Consider the following 17,515-nt stretch of genomic DNA (forward strand, 5'->3'; position numbering starts at 1 on the left):
CTATTGCTCCTTGAAGGACTTCAGCATACGGTCAAGCAGCGGCTTGAGCAAATAGCTGAGCATCGTGCGCTCGCCCGTGCGGATCATGACTGATGTCGGCATACCGGCGCGGATCAGGTTGTCTTTCAACATGTCCATGCCCTCGGGGGTGACCTCGATTTGAGCCCGATAGTACGGCATGCGAGTGTTTTCATCGATTAGACGGTCAGCCGACACGGTAATCACCGTACCCGGAATATTCGGCGTGCTGGCATGGTTGAACGCTGGGAAGGTAATATCTACCGGCAACCCCACATGTAATTGATCAACAGCCTGCACAGGCACCTGCGCCTGGATCAGGTAGGCATCACCCTCGGGCACCACTTCCATCAGGGTTGCGCCGGGGCCAATTACGCCACCCACTGTGTGGGTTTGTACATTCTGCACAATACCGTCAATCGGTGAGCGAATCTGCGTATTGGCCAAGGTAAAGTCAAGCGATGCCAAACGGTCGTGCAATGCCGCTGCCTCTTTTTGCACGTCAGACAACATGGACTGCACTTCTTTCTGGTAGTCCTGGCTGCGTTGCAGAATGCGTAACTTCAGTTCAGCGATCTGGTTTCGCACGCGGCCCGCTTCAACCATGTCGTTCGACAACGCCGCTTCAAGCTGCGCGGCATCGCGCTCAAGCTCGAACAGGCGGTTGCGTGGCAAATACCCGTCTTTGGCCAGTTCACGTACGCCTTTCAGCTCGCGATTGATGAAATCAATTTGCGTTTTACGGCTGGACTGAACCTGCGTGAGACCTTTCAACTGGGCTTCAGCGCCTCGCTGGTTTTCACGCAAGATGGCAATTTCACCCTGCAATGCATCACGGCGTGTCTGGAACAGACGCTCTTGTGCAACGGCCGTATTCTTGAACCGTTCATCATCTTTGAAGCGCGCCAGAAAATCAGGATCGTAAACAATTTCCGACAATCCATCACGTTCGGCCAGCAAGCGGGCCTCAGTGGCCTTCGCCGTAATGTACTGGGTGCTGACAATGCCTTGCTCGGCCTGCGGCTGCGTCGGGTTCAGGCGCAACAAAACTTCTTCCGCCTTGACCCGATCACCCTCTTTGACCAGAATTTCATCGATGATACCGCCTTGCAAATGCTGCACAATTTTGCGGTTACCCGACACCACCACTACGCCTTCGGCCGGAATACCGGCACCCAGAGGCGCAAAACCTGCCCACAACGCGAACCCGCCGAACCCGATCAGCAATACCGCCAACCCCCAGCGCACCGGAGCCCGCGAGTTTGTGTCAATGTGATCCGACACCTCGATGGGTTCGGCGTTAATTTTCTTTTTCAACCAATTCATATCAAGCCTGGCCTTTTGCAGCGACCGGAAGCGATGCCGCCGTCGGGGCAGCGACTGCCGCCTGTGTCTGGCGCTGTCGCAACTCTTTAAGCACCTGTTCACGCGGGCCATACATCAGCATGGTGCCTTCACGCATCACCAGCAACTTATCGACCGCATTCAGGATATTCATGCGATGGGTGATGATAATGACCGTAGAACCGCGCCGTTTCAGATCATTTACCGTCTGGACCAAGGCGGCTTCGCCGGCATCGTCAAGATTGGAATTGGGCTCGTCGAGCACCACCACCGAAGGATCACCATAAATGGCCCGGGCCAGCCCCAACCGCTGCTTCTGGCCACCCGACAACGAGCCACCATCGACGCCCAGCACGGTATCGTAGCCTTTGGGCAGGCGCAGGATCATGTCGTGGACACCGGCACGCTGCGCCGCCAAAATAACCTTGGCGTCATCCACCTCGCCGAAGCGGGCGATATTTTCGGCCACCGTGCCTTCAAAAAGTTCAATATCTTGCGGCAAGTAGCCCATGCACGGGCCCAGCTCGTCTTTGTTCCACAGATACACATCGGCGCCATCAAGACGCACATGGCCCACACGTGCCGGCCACACGCCCACCAGCAAACGCGCCAACGTTGATTTGCCCGATGCCGATGGACCAATAATGCCCACCACCTCGCCCGACTTGACCTCGAAATTCAGGTTGGACAAAATCGTGCCCTGACCACCGGGCGCACCGGCATACACATTGGTCAGTTGCAGGTCGCCACGCGGGCGCGGCAAGGTCAGGCTGGTACCACGCGGCGGCGCATCGTTAAGAATTTCCTCAAGACGGCCATAGGCCTGACGGGTGGACAGCATTTGCTTCCAGGTATTGATGGCCAGTTCCACCGGCCCAAGGGCTTTGCCCATAAGAATGGAACAAACGATCATCATGCCGGCAGTGATGGTGCCATCGATCACCAGCAACGCACCTGCCCCAAGAATAAGCGACTGCAGCGAAATACGCACAAAGCGGCTGACGGTGCTGATGCGGGCCGCACGATCAGAGGCCAAGGTTTGCAGCGATAAAACCTTGCGATGCTGATTGAACCAGCGTTCACGCAAACCCGGCAACATACCCATTGCTTCAATGGCTTCCGCATTACGCAGGTGATTATTGGCGAACGCCCCGGCTGAAATGGCCGCACGGTTGGCTTCGGCCAGCGGTTTCTGCGTAGCGACATTGTTGACATACGCCAGCACGAACAACGCAACAGAGCCGCCCAGCGTGATGAATCCCAGCATGGGGTGGATGGCAAACACTACCGCAATGTAAATTGGGGTCCAGGGCGCATCGAAAAACGCAAACAGCGCACTACCGGTAAGAAACTGGCGCACGTTGGTCAGGTCTTGAATGGATTGCGCCGGGTTACCCCTGCACGCCGCAAATTACGTTCGAAAGACGCCGTAAACACGCGGTTGTTCAGCTCCATGTCGAACTTGTTACCGACCCGGATCAACACCGAAGACCGTGCAAACTCCAGCAAGCCAGACAACAAAAACAGGCCCAGAATCAATACGGTAAGCATGAGCAAGGTGGTTTTGTTGCCACTGGCCAAAACCCGGTCGTACACCTGCAACATGTAGATGGACGGCGCAAGGCCCAGAATGTTTATAACGCAACTGAAAGCAGCAAGGCTGTAGAACGTCTTGCGAAACCGGTAAAGCACTTCGCCTAACTCGGTACGACGGGATAACTTCATAAATGGACCTGTAGGGGCGCAAGCCCCACCTGAGACATACGCAATAACGAAAAAGCTACTTTTTGTTAAAAAAGCTTTTCACTATAACATGTTGGGCTTTAAAAACAGGCTAGCGCAACGCCCCAAAATTGATGGTGTCGCTATCGTTCAGGAACTCAATATCCAGCTCACCGGCCGGCGTTTCAAGCGTTGCTGCCTGCTGCGCGGCATGCGCGCGCAGCAACGCACCCAGCTTCTGCAAATGCTGGGTCGACAATATCTGGCAATAGGCCACCAGCAGCGCACTGGCATCGCGCAATTCTTGCAACGCCTCGGCCGACACCTGGTTCAGCGCAGTCTCGTCGATGGTATACAGACCTTCAACCGCCTGGCGGCCTGATTCAGTGTCCAAATTGATCGGCCAGGGCTTGATCAGACCATGTTTCTGTAATGCCGCACATGCACGGCGCGTGGCCAGGCGATTGATCGCCACCTGTTCCAGAAAATTCAATACATCTTTAACCGCTTGCGAGGGCTGATCGTCTTCATCAAAAAACAGCTCGCCATCAGTGTCAGACAACAGGCCACTGTCTTCGATAACCGTCAGCACCTGCTGGCCATCAGGCGTATTGGCCAGTGCAAACGGGTACGAACGATATGCTGCCGGCACATAACCTGCCAGCCAACGGCCATCAGCCGCCACCAGCAAGTTGGTACCCGGTGTCAAACCTTGCACCGCAACCGGCATGAAACTGTCTTCTACTGCCACAAAACCCAACGGCATCATCATGCACGCCTTGGGCAGTTCCTGAATAACCAGCGGCGCAACAGCGTCAGTACTGGCAAACGCGTACGAGGCATAGCGCATCCAACGCTTGCCAGCGTGGCGCTCACGAGAAACAACCTGAATATCGGGCATTGGCACTTCCTTGGAAAATACGATTTTAAAGCGGTTGGCAGTTTAACGTGACCATCATGCCAAGGCACGGCTGACACCGGTTACTGAAAGGGCCAAAGGGCGAAACTGCAGCCCTGCCCACCTGCGCCTGATCCGCGCCAGCACTAATGCACCGTCGGACCACCCAGACCCGTTTCCGGTCGTGCCGGGCTTTCAAGCCACGGCAGTGTTAAAGGCAAATGCCACTGGGCCTCTTGCGCCTTGGTAATCAACAATTCAACCAACTGGTGAATATGCTCGGCCTGCAGCACCATGGCAAACACCGGTTCGTGCGTGCTGGGCTGCGTCATGGCCTGTGGCATGGGCAAGCCGGTAAACGCAATGGCAAGTTCTTTGTCTTGCAGACGGGTGGTTAGTTCCGTGGCGAGGTACAACGCCGGTGGCGGCACAGTTTCAGAAGCGGCCGCATCGGCAGGTTCCGAAGCAGGCTCGGGTGTCGTCGCAGCGGCCTGGGCGCTGTCCGCGTCACGTTTGGCCTGCATGGCCTGCTGATGCGCCATTTGCAGCACCTCTTGCCAGTGCTGCGCCGGCGTTTTCTGCAAACCGGTCAGTTCGGTCAGGTTAACCAACAAACGCTGCAACACAATCATTGCCATGCGACGGGTTAACAACACATTGGCCACGCCATGCTCGCCCCGATCGGCACGAAGAATCAAACGGTCTTCGTAAGGGCTGAAGGTAATGTTGAGTTGTTTACTTAACCAATAATCCATAAGCCAAGAGTTTTCCAGGTCGTTTTAAGACCTTTAGTGTACTCGGCCAGCGAAAAATCAAAAGGCACGCGCCTATGCCTTCAGCACAGACGGAAAGGCCTATGCTTGCTTTTCCGTCTGCTGAACGCAAATATCCACGAACTGCGCGGCTACATGAGCCCAATCGAAACGCTCAACCAGTTGTCGGCCGTTAGCCGCCAAACGAGCCGCTTGAGCAGAGTCAGCCAACAGACTGCGCAGTGCGCCCGTCAGCTCATCGGGGGCTACCAGCAATGCGTTTTCCTGGTCAACCGCCATGTCGTGAAACGCCGCACAATGCCGGTTGGCAACCACTGCTTTCCCGGCCAGCCAGGCCTCAAGCAGAACAATACCGAAGCTTTCACTGGTGCTCATATTGCACAGCAGCTGGCAGCTAAGTAATGCACCCCGCACCACCTCGCGCGGCTGGCGTCCAAGGTAGCACGCATGCGCAGAGTTTACGGCAAGACCATCGTCATCCGGGCCGATCAGCACCACCTGTAAATCTTGCCCTTCGTGGTTCAATTGTTCGACCGCCTCGATAATTCTCCGGTACCCCTTGGCACCCGCCTTGCGCCCCAGCACCAGCACAAAGGGCCGGGTTGACGGGAACACCTGGCGAAATGCCTCGACGTCTTGTTCGGTAAATGCTTCGCTTGCGTCACAACCGGCCGGCAGGTAGCGTACGTTGCAGCCGTGCCCGCCCAGAAAATCAGCGGCCGCCTTGGGCGCGGCAAGCACCAGGCCGGCATCTTGTGCACTTTGAAACCAGTCGGGAAAATGATAGAAATCATCATCCAGATGGGCATGGGGGATGAGAATTGACGGCACCCCTGTTTTCGTGCCTCTGCCATTGCCACCACGGCAGGGCGGAACACGTTATTGTGGGCGATGACCAGGTCATAGTCGGCCACGTGGTCAGCCAGGAAGGCATCCATGGCCGTGCTCCAGGGCCCACGGGTGTCGGTAAGACGCACGTTCTGGGGTACCCGGCTACGCCGGGCGGCTTGGTCAAGCAAGTCAAACGACGCGTGTGCCGGCAGTTCAACCAGAGCTTGCTGGCATAGTAGCGGCGCGGCCAAATCGATGGCTTGGCCATGCAGTGTCAGGCCCAATAGCTGGAAACCCAATGGGCGCGGGTCTGTCGGTTGCTGAGGGGCCGAGGTACGTAACAACAGCTCCCCGGCCGGTTGTTCAAACGCAAGTTCAAAGCTGCCGTTGACTTGCCAGGGGCCACCAACCACGGTATCGCTCGCCAAGGCCGTAATGACCATGTCGTCTGGCGCATAGCCACGGATCTGCACGTGACCCGTCTGGTGCACGTAAACACCACACTCGGTAAACGCCCAACGCTGGGTTCGCGGTGCAACGCCTTCAGGGTAACCCCACCCCCAGCTCAAGCCGGAATGGGTGTAATGGTTGCGTAATTGAGTGCTGACTTCTTGCTCGAACCCGCCCTGGGCCTGCCATACGTTACGCAGTTGCGCCCACTGTTGGGCCACCGGCGGCTCCTTGGCCGGAAAACGGGCAAAACGCACATGGGGAATATCCACCGGCACACCCAGCCCGGCGTCGAACCCGTAATGCTCGGCAAATCGCCACTGGTTGTGAATGCTGCTGACTTCGGGGGCAATGACATCCACATCAAAGTACCCGCTGTGCCCCAGGGCACTGACGAATTTTTCGATATTCAGCTCGGCCCCGCCCAACGCCGGAGCAACATACCGATAGGCCACATACAATACCCGCTTGCGGCGCACCGGCAGGCCGTGCAGCAGTTCAACAAAACGCCCGGCCAGCCCCTGCATCGACAGCTCACGCTGGAACAGCGCCATGCGCTCGGCCCGGGCCGATTCGGCGTACAGGTGCGGCTGCGCCAGTGCCCGCAGCAGGGCGGTGCCAAGATTTTCCAGCGGTACCACATCCAGATGCGCCCGCACCGATGACGGATAGCCGCGTTGACCAAACTCGGTGGTGACCACATAAAGCCCGTTGCCAATATAGTCGGCCAGCTTGACGTTGGAACCACTACCCGACAGCATCGGGTTGATCGCCAGCGCACACGATTGCATCAGTGCGCTTTTGGTCTGGTCATCGACCACGCCCCAGCAGGTTACGTTGGGCAGAGCCCGGGTAACCGACCCGCAGACCGTACCCAGTAGATGAAACTGCACATCAGTACACTGCACCGCCAGCTGCTCGGTAATGAAACGAGCTGCCTCGATATTGGGCATATGCGCCGAGCCAAGAAATACCACCGACCGCTTACCCACAGACTCAGCCAGCCGCGCCTTAAGCTGCTCGACCTCGGGCCCATGAGCTGGGGTGGACGCCCCGTTGCGCACCACCAGCACGGGTCCGGCTGTCCGCCGGCCCTGCACCAGGCTCTCGGCATCTTCAAGAGACACCGCAACCGTCGCCGCCGAACACTCAACAGCATAACGCTCGAACGCCTCAACATCGGCCACCAGTTCATCGGCCAGCGGATGCCCTTCAAGCAAGCGACGCTTTAGCAGGGCCTCGTGATTCTGTGACGAATATACGAAACGGTCGCCCCAGGCAAGCGGCAGTGGCACCATATAACAGTGCTCGACCACAATACAGCGTGCCTGCCGGCGCAACTGCTGATAGACCGCATTCAGCCAGGGATTACGGGTGCAGTGACGACCGGCGATAATATCGTCAGCCGACACATGATGCTGTGCATTAACCTCGAGTAACTCGGCCTCATGCCCGGACGTACGTGGCACATTGATCACCCAAACCTGCTCAGCCTCACGACGCACTTGCAAGCGGCCATCTGGGGCGAAAGACACCAACACCACCGGGAACTGTTCGCTGGCCGCCGCATACAAGCCGCAGGTGCGAGTCGCACCGCCACCGATAACCGCAAACGAGTCATAATCGTTCAGGGCCAGCACAAATTGCCCGTGTCGCTCGGTACGCGTTTCAGCCAGTGCGCTGATCGCGTGCGCCGCACGCCCGGAAATCGCTTCCCAGGTGTACTGCTGCAATGCCAGATTATGACCCGCAGCGGCCAGGGCCTGCCGCTGTACCGGCTGCTGCAGCAGCTGGCGTAGTGCGTCGGCAAAGCCATCAAGCCCTGCCTGCAGATAATGCTGCCCAGCTTCGGCATCGATGCCGCGCATGCCGAAATCACTCGACAACACCGCCAGCGCGTTAGCGAAATAGTCCAGCACCTTAACGTTGGAGCCACTGCCGGCCTCCATCGGATTCAGCGCAATGCTCGCCGCACCCAACAAACGGGCTTTGACGTCATCGGACACACGCCCATGACAATGCACATTAGCGGGGTAATCACCCGGCGCCAGGCAAGTGCCAATAATATCGAACTCCACCTCGGGCAACTGCGGCGCCAGCTGCTGGACAATAAACTGCGCTGCCCGCACATTGGGCGGATGCCCACTGCCCATGAACACGGCCCGGTGGCGATTGCCGGGCACAAACGACGGAGCACGCGCCAGCGGCTGCATGCCATTGGCCGCATACAGGGCGTCGAACCGGGCTTCCGGGGCCATGGAACGAAATACCGACAAATCCCCCGGGTTACAGTACAGCACCAGATCGGCAACCTGCAGCATCTGCAACTCGGCCTGCCGGATCAACTCATGCACCGGCTGCGAATGCCGTGCCGGATGGAGTTGGCGATATAGCTCTGATTCACAATTATGGGCGTTATAAATACGCGGTTTATCATCCAGCCCGGCAAACAGGTCATAACCAACCGTCATTGGGAAGTCGTGGATGATCACATCGGCCTGCTCGTACTCTTGCAGATAGGCTTCATGCAACGCGGTCGGCAGGCCGGCACAAGCTACCAATGCCGGGGCAGACAAGTCCCCGCCGCTGCCCAGGCTTTCCAGCCGGGCGTACTCTTTGGCGAAATGTGCGTCTTTGGGAATACGCCGCTCGACAAAGTTGAGCCCATGATTGACTCGCTCTTCGTCGACACCGGCATGTGACGACGTCAATAGCGTAACCTGGTGCCAGCGGCTGAGGGCCCGGTAGAAATGGAACAGGCGTGACTCACCCCCGTTACTGGGGGAACAAACGCCGGGAAGAAACAGAACGCCAGTATTTTTTTCATTCACGCTCAACATAGTGGTGAAAATGCGCCTCGAGGGGCGTGCGCTGCTGCGCATGGACACCCTCGGCACGCGGCCCGGCCAGCCGCGCCGCCTGCTCGTGTACCGGCAGGCTGTCAGACAGCTGGCTGCGCAGATACAGCCGCCGGAAGCGCACATTCAGCCAAGGCGAACGCGCCAGCACAGCAAACACCACACGACTGAGCCGGGGCGAGCGTTTCATAACCGCCCCGCCACGCCTGACCAGCCGTAAAACAAGAGACTTCAACCCCATGACAAACTACTCCAGTGCCCTGCAAGCTCAGGGCTGCGGCCCCGAGTTCCCTGAGTTGCGTGAGGCCCGGACTTTGCCCAATAGCGCCTTGACACGTTCACGGACGCCGTGTTTGCGCAGCAACCGCCACTGCAACCCAGCCCAACGAAACGGCAAAATCAACAACCAACCCATACTACCGGTAATAGGATCCAACTCGTGCTGATGACGCACAAGTTCATGCTCGAGCCGCTCTACCCGAGACTCTAGCAACGCCAGCCGCTGTGCCAGGCCCTGTGTCTGCTCGACCACTGTCTGGTGACGGCGCAGAAGCTGCGCATCGTACTCGGCACATGCCCACTCCAGCCCGCGCCCCCTAGGCGCTGCCATTAACTGTTCAAATTCGGCCAGATTACCGCCGGCCTTGCGCGCAATTACAGCGTAGTCAGGACTTACCGCCAGCAGCACATTACCCAGCAGCGGCTCATCGCCCGGACGAACAAGCTCGGACTCTTGCAAGCGCCACAGCCAGCTGCGTTCAAAGCCCATGAACTCGGGCACGAACTGAAGCAAACGCGGCGGCAGCGGCCGCTCGTGGCTGGGGTCCATGTAAAAGGTATGCGCCCCCACCGACAGGTTCTCGGGGTTGGGCGTTTCCATGATCAGCAAGCCACCGGGCAGCAGCACTCTATGCGCCTCGGCCACCAGCTGCCGCACCAGGGCAAAGGGCAGGTGCTCGACCACATGAAAGGCGCTGATCAACGCCAATGAGTTGTCTGGCTGGGCTGCCAACCAGTCAAGGGCATCACCCTGTTCAACCGAGAAATTCGCGGCCTGGCATGCCGCCAGCATACCGGCATCAAGATCAACCCCGTGACCCTGAATACCCACAGACTGCAGCAACTGCAACCACTCGCCGCGGCCACACCCCACATCCAGGCCCTTGGCACTGGGGTAGAGACCGACCAGATGCTCTAGCAGCGGCCGATAAACTTCAAGGCGACCAAGAACCAGCTCGCGGGAACCACGCTCACGATCTTCAAAGGCGCGATAAAAACCGTCGGAATCACTCATACGTCATTTGCGCCTCCAGCCAGTTACAGCCCTGAAAGACTGGCTTGTCTGTGTTAAGCACCTCGAATACCAGCGCCCGATCCCGCCATTCGTAATTATTTTCCACATGGGAGTCACCCGAATGCAACGCCGTAACGACCGAATAAGACCCCACACCAAAGTTGGCAGGAAAACGGATTGTAAAGCGGTAGAGGCGACCGGGGTCAGGCGATACCAATTCAAGGCCACAATGGTAACTGTTGGTGCCGAACATAGTCTGCCCGAGCCGATCACGGATGGCGAACCCCAGTACCAGGCTGTCTACCTGCTGGTGAACCCGCACCCCCAGCGCCAAAGCCACGTCTTGACCGACCCGTACCTGCTCAACCGGCATGCCCGACGCATTTTGCAGCACAATGGATTCGACCCGTGCCTCACCCGTACCTGACAAGGTCTGCGCCGTGCCGTCATCGGCATGACTGACCTGAATCGTAGGGTCTTCTTTCTCGGCAATCAGGGCATTGTAGAAGTCCATGACTTCTTCCGGCGCGCCATCTTTAAGCACCCGACCCTGATCCAGCAAAATAGCACGGTCACATAGCACCTGGATTGCCGTCCGGTCGTGGGACACGATCAGCAGACTGGTACCCTGCTGCTGGAACTCGCGAATGCGAGCAAAACTTTTGTGCTGAAAGTAGGTGTCGCCCACCGAAAGGGCTTCATCCACAATCAGGATCTCTGGACGCCAGGCTGTTGCCACGGCAAATGCCACGCGCACCTGCATACCACTGGAATACACCCGTACCGGCTGGTCGAACCAGGCTCCGATTTCGGCAAAACGCTCGATCTCGTCAATCACCTGATCAACATCGTGATGATCAAACCCCATCAGTGAGGCGGCATGGTAGACATTCTGCCGACCGGTTAGCTCGGGGTTGAAGCCCATCCCCAGCTCGAGGATGGCGGAAATGCGCCCATTCACCGTTACCCGCCCCTGCGTGGGCACCGGGTTCCGGTAATGATTTTAAGCAGGGTACTTTTGCCGGCCCCATTATGACCCACAATACCCACCGCCTCGCCAGGCCCCACGGTGAAACTTACCCCGCGCAACACATGACTTTCGGCCACTGGCTTAAACGGCAGACCAAACCAGCTGGCCACCCGACGCCACTCGGCCGCATAACTGCGGAATGACTTGTGAATATTTTCGGCAACCAGTAGCGTCACAGCACATCTACCATTTCTGCATTGGCCCGGCGTACCATCCAGAAGCCCAGCAGGCAGAGCAACAGGGCGCAACCGGCAACAACCGCCAAAGGGAGCAATGCCGGCGGCTGTTGATACGCCAGCACACTTTGGTAAGCGGCCACCACATGATACAAAGGATTGAACATCAACCAATAACGCAGATGCTCGGGAATGATTGAAACCGGGTAAATGATGGGGGTAAACCAGAACATACACTGCATGACAATGCCCACGACCTGGGCTGTATCGCGCATGAAGACATTCAGTACAGCCACGACCAGCCCCAGCCCCAAGGTGAACAGCAGCAGCACCAGCATCAGCACCGGCAGCCACAACAGGACCACAGACGGCCCGTGACCAAGCAAGGCAAAAATTACCAGAATGGCAGCCAATAGCAACAGGTTATTGACCAACCCCGCACCAAGTGCGATAAGCGGCAACGTGACCTTGGGCACCAGCATTTTCTTGAGCAGGTTGGCGTTACCGACGAACAGGTTCAAAGACCGCATCAGTACGTCACTGAAGAGTGACCACGCGAGGATACCTGACGTAAGGTAGATGGCATAGGCATACTGGCTGCTGATGCCTTCAAGCCGCGAGCGCAGCACCGCTGACAGCACAAAAGCATAGATACTGACCATGACCAGCGGCTGGATGACCATCCATAAGCCACCCAGACGGCTGCGGGCAAACTGGTTCAACAGTTCGTTGCGTACTGATGAAACGATAAAATAACGGTAGCCGATTATACTTTCGAGCCAGCCACTCATGAAAGCCTCTCGCCCATGGATAAACCCGCAGAAGGGCGCAGTTTATCACACACGTCTCCTAGAGAGGGTCACGCCCATGATTACATGGTTTTTTGATGTCGGAAGGCCAGGCAGGAACAATAAACAAGATGTATCGCTTGCACATCACTTGCGCTCTGCCTCCAACCAATACATCACATGCCCCCAGTCCTGCATCAGCGAAAAGAACTCGCGCGCATGCTCTGCCGTCAAATCAGCGCCACCGTCGATCACATCAGCTGCCTGGATTTGCGCCGTGCCGCCGATGAAGGTGTCGTTGCCAGCGGTACCGGGCAAGTTGTCCTCACCGGTAGTGAGCGGGCCACGTCCGAGAACTTGTCAACTCAGCATTTCGTGCGTACGAGTCGCGTAACCGCTTTATTTGCTCGTTATGCAGCCTCTACATCTACAAAAAGACAGGGCCGCCCTATGGCGGCTTTTATCGCACGTCGGCTGCATTTAGCCAAATTTCTATGCGTGAATAGCCGCGAGTGCGTCAGGGTTTGCTTCGACGATTTTGAGCAAAGCACGGGCTGGCCCAGCCGGACGCACACGACGTTGCTCCCAGTTTTGCAGCGTCTTGGGCTTGACTCCAATCAAGTAGGCGAACTGGCTCTGTGACAACCCTGTGCGTTCACGGATCGCTTTGACGTCTGGTTCTGGAAATTCTTGCACACGAGCACCGGCCACAGCCTGCCCACGCATGTGGCGCCCCATGTCGCGTACGCTATCAAGCAACTCATCGAACTGTTTGTCATTCATCTCGTATCTCCGCTTGCATTACTTCTGCCAACCGCTGCAACTGCTGCGAAGTCAAGTTGGCGCTGACATTCTTCGCGTAGGCATAGAGCAGGTAGCACTGCTCCTTGCTAACCCAGTGGTAGTAAATCACTCGTGCACCCCCACGCTTTCCTCGACCAGGCAAGGGAGCTCTACGAATTCTTCCTCGGTATCCCCCAGTGTAGTGGCTCCAAGATCATTTGCCTTGAATTAGTGCTGCACGAAATTTACAATATCGTGCATAGCTACCAAGGAGACTCACTATGGCCATCACAGCACACATTCCCACCGTCAAGGTCGTCGGCACCAACGGCCAGATTTCGCTGGGCAAGCAATACGCGGGCCGCCAGGTGCTGGTGGAAGAGTACGAGCCCGGCGTCTGGCTGGTGCGCACGGCCACGGTCGTTCCCGACAACGAGCGCTGGCTGCACGCGCCTCAAGCAGCGGCCGATCTGCAAACGGCCATGGCCTGGTCCGTGGCCCATGCCGCATCGGATGCCGATACCGAAGACACCCTCAAGCGCCTGGGCCATGGCGAGCAGTGACGCCAAGGTCAGGCTCGACCTCAACAACCCAGTGTTTCAGGACAACCTGCTCACGCTGCAAAAGCCGGTGCGCCACGCAGCCCTGGATACGCTCCACAAAATTCGCCAGCTGACCTGGAACCAGTTGTACCGAGACCAGGGCCTGAAGTGGGAGAAGATCACCAGCGTCAGGCCACCCCAGGGGATCGATGCGATCTACTCCCTACGCATCACCCAGGCACGCCGGGCGACTGCATATCGTGACGGGGATTTCATCCGACTGCTCACCATCGCGCCCGATCATGACGCCACCTATGGCAAGAAGTGAACAAGCAGCGGTGTTGCCATCACCAACGGCACCGGGTTGAGTCACCCCACCACGACCACCTCCACCGCCTCCCGCAGCCGCTCCCGGGCCAAGCTACTCACCCCACCAGCAGCACATTCATCCCGGCCATCCCCACCTCCGGCACGCAGCGTCGAATCTTCCGTAAAGACCCTGCACATCCGCAAGGCGCTTATGGAAAAAACCCTGCCCCTCGTGAGAAGGACAGGGTTTTCAGGAAAACCGTGGTCTGTCCCCTATTATTGGATTCCGCTACTTTCCGGCAGAGGGCGAGGAAGTCGCCGAAACGCCCGGATGCGGCGTGCTGACGGGCGACCGTCAAGTCACTTCGTGAATTCCGCAGCCGAAAACTTTGGTTTGTCATGCGTTGATTTCCGCTTCGAGCCGCCGCAATCTCTCCACAATGGTCTCGAATGGCAAGGTGTCGCCGTAGAACATCTGGGCAGCCAGCCTCGCCAGGTCATACCAGTGACGGGACTGGCGCTCAGCACTGGGTTTCAGGCTCGGGCGATGGCACTCGACGTGAATCAGCGTGGCCTTCTCCCAGAAAGTGCGCACCCCTGACAACACGGACACCTGCGCAGTCGGCAAGGCCAGGTCGGGGACGTGTTCGGCAATATCTGGTGTGATGGAAAGCAGGCTCTGTGGCAAGGTCGAGTTACGACCGCCAAATTCGATCAGGATGCTCGGACGCACGTAGCTGTCGGTATTTTCTACCGCGCTGGTTGTTGCTGGTAATCGATTCCAACTCGGGGGCGTCGGCCACCAGGCTGCGGTAATCGACGGTGACGTCGATGTCTTCGGAGAAACGGTCAATCGCCTTGTAGACCTTGGACAGCGAGGTGCCACCCTTGAAAGCCATGGGCTTGCGGCAAGGCAGCTGAAACAGGATGTCGAGCACCTGGCACAGCCAGATGTCTTTTTCCAGGATCTCAGCCCGGCGGCCCATCACAGGCGCCAGGCTCTGGAGTAAATCAGCTTGATCGCTGACGGACAGGTCGAAGTAGTGTTCGCGGCAGCTTGGCAGCGATACGCTCGCGGATGGCTTGTGATGTGCTCATGGCTAGCTTCGTGTTGGATAATCTACCAAAATATCTAACAGTTCACAAGGCGCACGTTGTAGACAAGAAACCGCTTCGCTTATCCTCCGCGCCTTTTGGCTCTGAAAGAGGATTTGTGATGTTGATAGGGTTATCCCTGCTGGCCTTCGCCATCGGGGTTCTGGTGGGAAGAATCAGTGTGCGCCACTACCGACTTGACCGCATCGCCTGGGCACAGCGGCGGTTGCAGCTGAAGGTGCTGTCGCTCGAACTCAAGAGCCTACGCAGCAAAGTGGTGTCCGCCCAAGGGCGGCGCACGCCACCGGCCCAACGACGCTTGGTGCGCAAGCTGCCGATGCTGAAATGGTGGCAGCGGCGGCTGATCGCCTGGCTGCGCCTGCACTTCCCGTGGCTGACGCGTTTCATGCGATTCACCCCGACAACCTACATCCGTTGGCTGCAGGCCAAGTCGCGCAAGGGCCACGCAATGAAGATCGCCGAGGGCAAGGCGCGTGGTCGGCCACCCACGCCACAGTTCATCGTCGATGCCATCGTGGCCATCAAACGCGACCACCCCCGCTACAGTGCCGGGCACATCGCCCGGATGATTTCTGGCGGCGAGCTGAAATTCCGCATCAGCAAAATGACGGTTGCCACAATTCTCAAAGCCCACGGCTTCAAGCCCAGTGCCGAAGGGCAAGCGCCCACCGCGCGAAGAAGAACCCGGCTGGCTGACCACGCTCTACAACCAACACGTCATGGCCATCGATTTCAAAAACACACTCGACCTGGCAGGCAACACCATGGCCGTGTTCAACCTGATTGACCACGGACGACGCGTACTGCACTGGTCACGCGCCACCTACAATCCGACAGCAGAATGGGTGGCCCAGCAACTGCGCAATGCCTTTATGGACATGGACGACTTGCCCGAAGCCATCGTGATGGATCGCGACAGCATTTTCTTGCCTATCGTGAAACAGACGCTCCCGGCCATGGGCATCAAAACCATCCGGATTGGCTACAAGTGCCCTTGGCAAAACGCGGTGGTGGAGCGCTTTCATCGCACACTGACCGACGAACTGCTGCGAGATGTGCAGCCCGTGAATGACCGGCACCTGAACCGGCTGCTTGTTGGATTTCGTGAGTACTACAACACTGCCCGGCCACATATGGCCAATGGAGCGGAGCCACCGATCTTTCCGGATGTAACGAACAACCCTGCAGTCAACGATCCCGACTTCTTCAAGACACCGCGCAAACTCGTGCGCCAGAAGTGGCTGGGCGGCCTGCACTCCAGCTATCGCTGGGCAGCGTAGTTCTCGACTGACAAGTTGGCGAGCCGCGGTCATCGGTGCCGGCAGCCGAGGCCCCGTCACGCCTGAAATTCCGACATCCTCCAATCCTGAGCACACCTTCACCTTAAGGGAAGGTCTAACTGTGCTTGCCGGGAACAAAAACAGGCCAGAAACCGACTGCATGGCACACCCAAAAGACGCAAAAAGTAGCCTATCGGATTTTTCACCAGCACAGTCGAACACGTTGGCCGTGGCAACGTCGGGATTCACAGTGAGCGTAAGATGTCCACCCTTTCAACTTGCTGATATTACGAGAATTTTATTCTTCGCAACGAGCGTACAAGCAGATGTAAATGTACATCTATGCAAGATGCCCCGTATTACAGAGCGTAGCCTGACGTACAAGCATCCCAGCATTTTTGCTGAGGTGCATCACCCAGTAACGCCCAAAGCGATTAGACGCAGAATCACCACAAACCAGGCTTTGTAAAAGTGCCGTGCAGATCACTCAGTTCTTCAGGGAACTGAGCCTCTTCAAGTACACCCCTACGAATCTGCTTGAAAAAATCAATGTGAGGCAAAATTGCCCGGCTGGGGTTCTTCTGAGGGTTGAGTACCCCCACTTTCTTGCGCAAGTCCGTGCGGACAAGTTTTATCGGAGCCAGCAGGTCTGAGTCATTTGAAATAACAACGGCAACATCAAATCGGTTCAAATGCGCATCATGCAACATATGTGTTGCCAAGTTGACGTCGGAGCCCTTTTCTTCCGTCTTAATGACCTCTACGTACTGTTGCTTTGCCCCCGGTAGCGCAACCGCAGGCATCCAGACGTTATGGGTTAGATAGTGACCCAATACTATTTGGGTCGTTGGTAAAGTGCGCAATGCTCGAAGATATGTCTGCTGCCGCATTGGCTGGCCCGGGTCGTTAGGACGCTCAGAAACCAGCGCAGTGAAATACTTCACTGCCACAATGTTATTTTTGGGCATAAGAAGCTCGCAGAGCTTCTGGATGTTCAACCAGCGGTAGGGCGTACCTTTCAGGCAGCCGTAATAAAGATTGAACGCATCAACGTAGACGATAGTGCGCATCTGTACCTACAAAAAGCAGGGGCCACCCGAAGGTGGCCCCGCGCCCAGCCACCGAAGCACCTGGGGTGATATCTTTTTATTTTATTCAATGCTGCGGCTACTGTCAACCTTAAGCGCCGGAGCGGGGTGTCAGATAGGAACCATCTAATTGCATCTACAATAAATCAGCCGACGCCAGAGAGGTGCGCTTTTATGAGCAAGAAACCCGACCCAACCCGCATTGACGATGACGC

19 protein-coding genes and 1 pseudogene are annotated in these 17,515 nt (G+C 57.4%); 4 read left to right on the top strand and 16 right to left on the bottom strand.

Annotated features, from left to right (window positions below):
- From N7E01_RS07240 to N7E01_RS07305, 14 genes are all read right to left on the bottom strand, one after another.
- The gene (locus N7E01_RS07240) at positions 1–1,344 is read right to left on the bottom strand and encodes an HlyD family type I secretion periplasmic adaptor subunit (protein WP_289175227.1); all 1,344 of its coding nucleotides are present in this window, start codon (positions 1,342–1,344) and stop codon (positions 1–3) included.
- 1 nt (position 1,345) lies between these two features.
- A complete protein-coding gene (locus N7E01_RS07245; RefSeq protein ID WP_289175228.1) occupies positions 1,346–2,722 on the bottom strand; it encodes a type I secretion system permease/ATPase in 1,377 nt (458 codons plus the stop codon).
- A gap of 5 nt (positions 2,723–2,727) precedes the next feature.
- The gene (locus N7E01_RS07250; protein WP_289175230.1) at positions 2,728–3,087 is read right to left on the bottom strand and encodes a type I secretion system permease/ATPase; all 360 of its coding nucleotides are present in this window, start codon (positions 3,085–3,087) and stop codon (positions 2,728–2,730) included.
- A gap of 109 nt (positions 3,088–3,196) precedes the next feature.
- Positions 3,197–3,985, bottom strand: coding sequence for a SapC family protein (locus tag N7E01_RS07255; RefSeq protein WP_289175232.1), 789 nt, complete (start codon positions 3,983–3,985; stop codon positions 3,197–3,199).
- Positions 3,986–4,128: 143 nt separating this feature from the next.
- Positions 4,129–4,737, bottom strand: a complete 609-nt coding sequence (locus tag N7E01_RS07260) for a hypothetical protein (RefSeq protein ID WP_289175235.1) — start codon at positions 4,735–4,737, stop codon at positions 4,129–4,131.
- Between the two features lie 99 nt (positions 4,738–4,836).
- Positions 4,837–5,370, bottom strand: a complete 534-nt coding sequence (locus N7E01_RS07265; RefSeq protein ID WP_350494979.1) for a glycosyltransferase family 4 protein — start codon at positions 5,368–5,370, stop codon at positions 4,837–4,839.
- Positions 5,277–8,867: a glycosyltransferase family 4 protein gene (locus N7E01_RS07270; RefSeq protein WP_289175237.1), complete on the bottom strand. Its 3,591-nt coding sequence runs from the start codon at positions 8,865–8,867 to the stop codon at positions 5,277–5,279. The genes N7E01_RS07265 and N7E01_RS07270 overlap by 94 nt, the downstream gene beginning before the upstream one ends.
- Positions 8,860–9,135 carry a hypothetical protein gene (locus tag N7E01_RS07275; RefSeq protein WP_289175239.1) on the bottom strand — a complete coding sequence of 92 codons (276 nt, stop codon included), beginning with the start codon at positions 9,133–9,135 and terminating at the stop codon, positions 8,860–8,862. Before N7E01_RS07275 ends, N7E01_RS07270 begins: the two co-directional genes overlap by 8 nt.
- A gap of 27 nt (positions 9,136–9,162) precedes the next feature.
- Positions 9,163–10,188: a class I SAM-dependent methyltransferase gene (locus tag N7E01_RS07280; RefSeq protein WP_289175241.1), complete on the bottom strand. Its 1,026-nt coding sequence runs from the start codon at positions 10,186–10,188 to the stop codon at positions 9,163–9,165.
- Positions 10,181–11,149 carry an ABC transporter ATP-binding protein gene (locus tag N7E01_RS07285; protein WP_289175242.1) on the bottom strand — a complete coding sequence of 323 codons (969 nt, stop codon included), beginning with the start codon at positions 11,147–11,149 and terminating at the stop codon, positions 10,181–10,183. Before N7E01_RS07285 ends, N7E01_RS07280 begins: the two co-directional genes overlap by 8 nt.
- A gap of 2 nt (positions 11,150–11,151) precedes the next feature.
- Positions 11,152–11,394, bottom strand: a complete 243-nt coding sequence (locus tag N7E01_RS07290) for an ATP-binding cassette domain-containing protein (protein ID WP_289175244.1) — start codon at positions 11,392–11,394, stop codon at positions 11,152–11,154.
- Complete coding sequence (locus N7E01_RS07295; RefSeq protein WP_289175246.1) at positions 11,391–12,185, bottom strand: ABC transporter permease; 795 nt, start codon at positions 12,183–12,185, stop codon at positions 11,391–11,393. The genes N7E01_RS07290 and N7E01_RS07295 overlap by 4 nt, the downstream gene beginning before the upstream one ends.
- A 144-nt stretch (positions 12,186–12,329) precedes the next feature.
- Positions 12,330–12,500, bottom strand: coding sequence for a hypothetical protein (locus N7E01_RS07300; protein WP_289175248.1), 171 nt, complete (start codon positions 12,498–12,500; stop codon positions 12,330–12,332).
- A gap of 174 nt (positions 12,501–12,674) precedes the next feature.
- Positions 12,675–12,965, bottom strand: coding sequence for a helix-turn-helix domain-containing protein (locus N7E01_RS07305; protein ID WP_289175250.1), 291 nt, complete (start codon positions 12,963–12,965; stop codon positions 12,675–12,677).
- Between the two features lie 281 nt (positions 12,966–13,246).
- Between N7E01_RS07305 and N7E01_RS07310 the strand changes: the two genes are divergently transcribed.
- Together N7E01_RS07310 and N7E01_RS07315 are read left to right on the top strand one after the other, a co-directional pair.
- Positions 13,247–13,528 (top strand): hypothetical protein, encoded by a 282-nt coding sequence (locus N7E01_RS07310; RefSeq protein ID WP_289175252.1) that lies wholly within the window; start codon positions 13,247–13,249, stop codon positions 13,526–13,528.
- A complete protein-coding gene (locus N7E01_RS07315) occupies positions 13,515–13,835 on the top strand; it encodes a hypothetical protein (RefSeq protein ID WP_289175253.1) in 321 nt (106 codons plus the stop codon). The genes N7E01_RS07310 and N7E01_RS07315 overlap by 14 nt, the downstream gene beginning before the upstream one ends.
- 378 nt (positions 13,836–14,213) lie before the next feature.
- Here N7E01_RS07315 and N7E01_RS07320 read toward each other — a convergent pair.
- A pseudogene (locus N7E01_RS07320) lies at positions 14,214–14,802 on the bottom strand (nucleotidyl transferase AbiEii/AbiGii toxin family protein).
- Between the two features lie 110 nt (positions 14,803–14,912).
- Between N7E01_RS07320 and N7E01_RS07325 the strand changes: the two are divergent.
- Positions 14,913–15,719 (top strand): hypothetical protein, encoded by an 807-nt coding sequence (locus tag N7E01_RS07325; protein ID WP_289175255.1) that lies wholly within the window; start codon positions 14,913–14,915, stop codon positions 15,717–15,719.
- A complete protein-coding gene (locus tag N7E01_RS07330) occupies positions 15,697–16,212 on the top strand; it encodes an integrase core domain-containing protein (protein WP_289175257.1) in 516 nt (171 codons plus the stop codon). Before N7E01_RS07325 ends, N7E01_RS07330 begins: the two co-directional genes overlap by 23 nt.
- A gap of 446 nt (positions 16,213–16,658) precedes the next feature.
- Here N7E01_RS07330 and N7E01_RS07335 read toward each other — a convergent pair whose 3' ends face one another.
- Complete coding sequence (locus tag N7E01_RS07335; protein ID WP_289175259.1) at positions 16,659–17,282, bottom strand: NYN domain-containing protein; 624 nt, start codon at positions 17,280–17,282, stop codon at positions 16,659–16,661.
- Positions 17,283–17,515: the final 233 nt, after the last annotated feature.

This window comes from Neopusillimonas aromaticivorans (genome assembly GCF_030344915.1).
GTDB lineage: Bacteria > Pseudomonadota > Gammaproteobacteria > Burkholderiales > Burkholderiaceae_B > Neopusillimonas > Neopusillimonas aromaticivorans.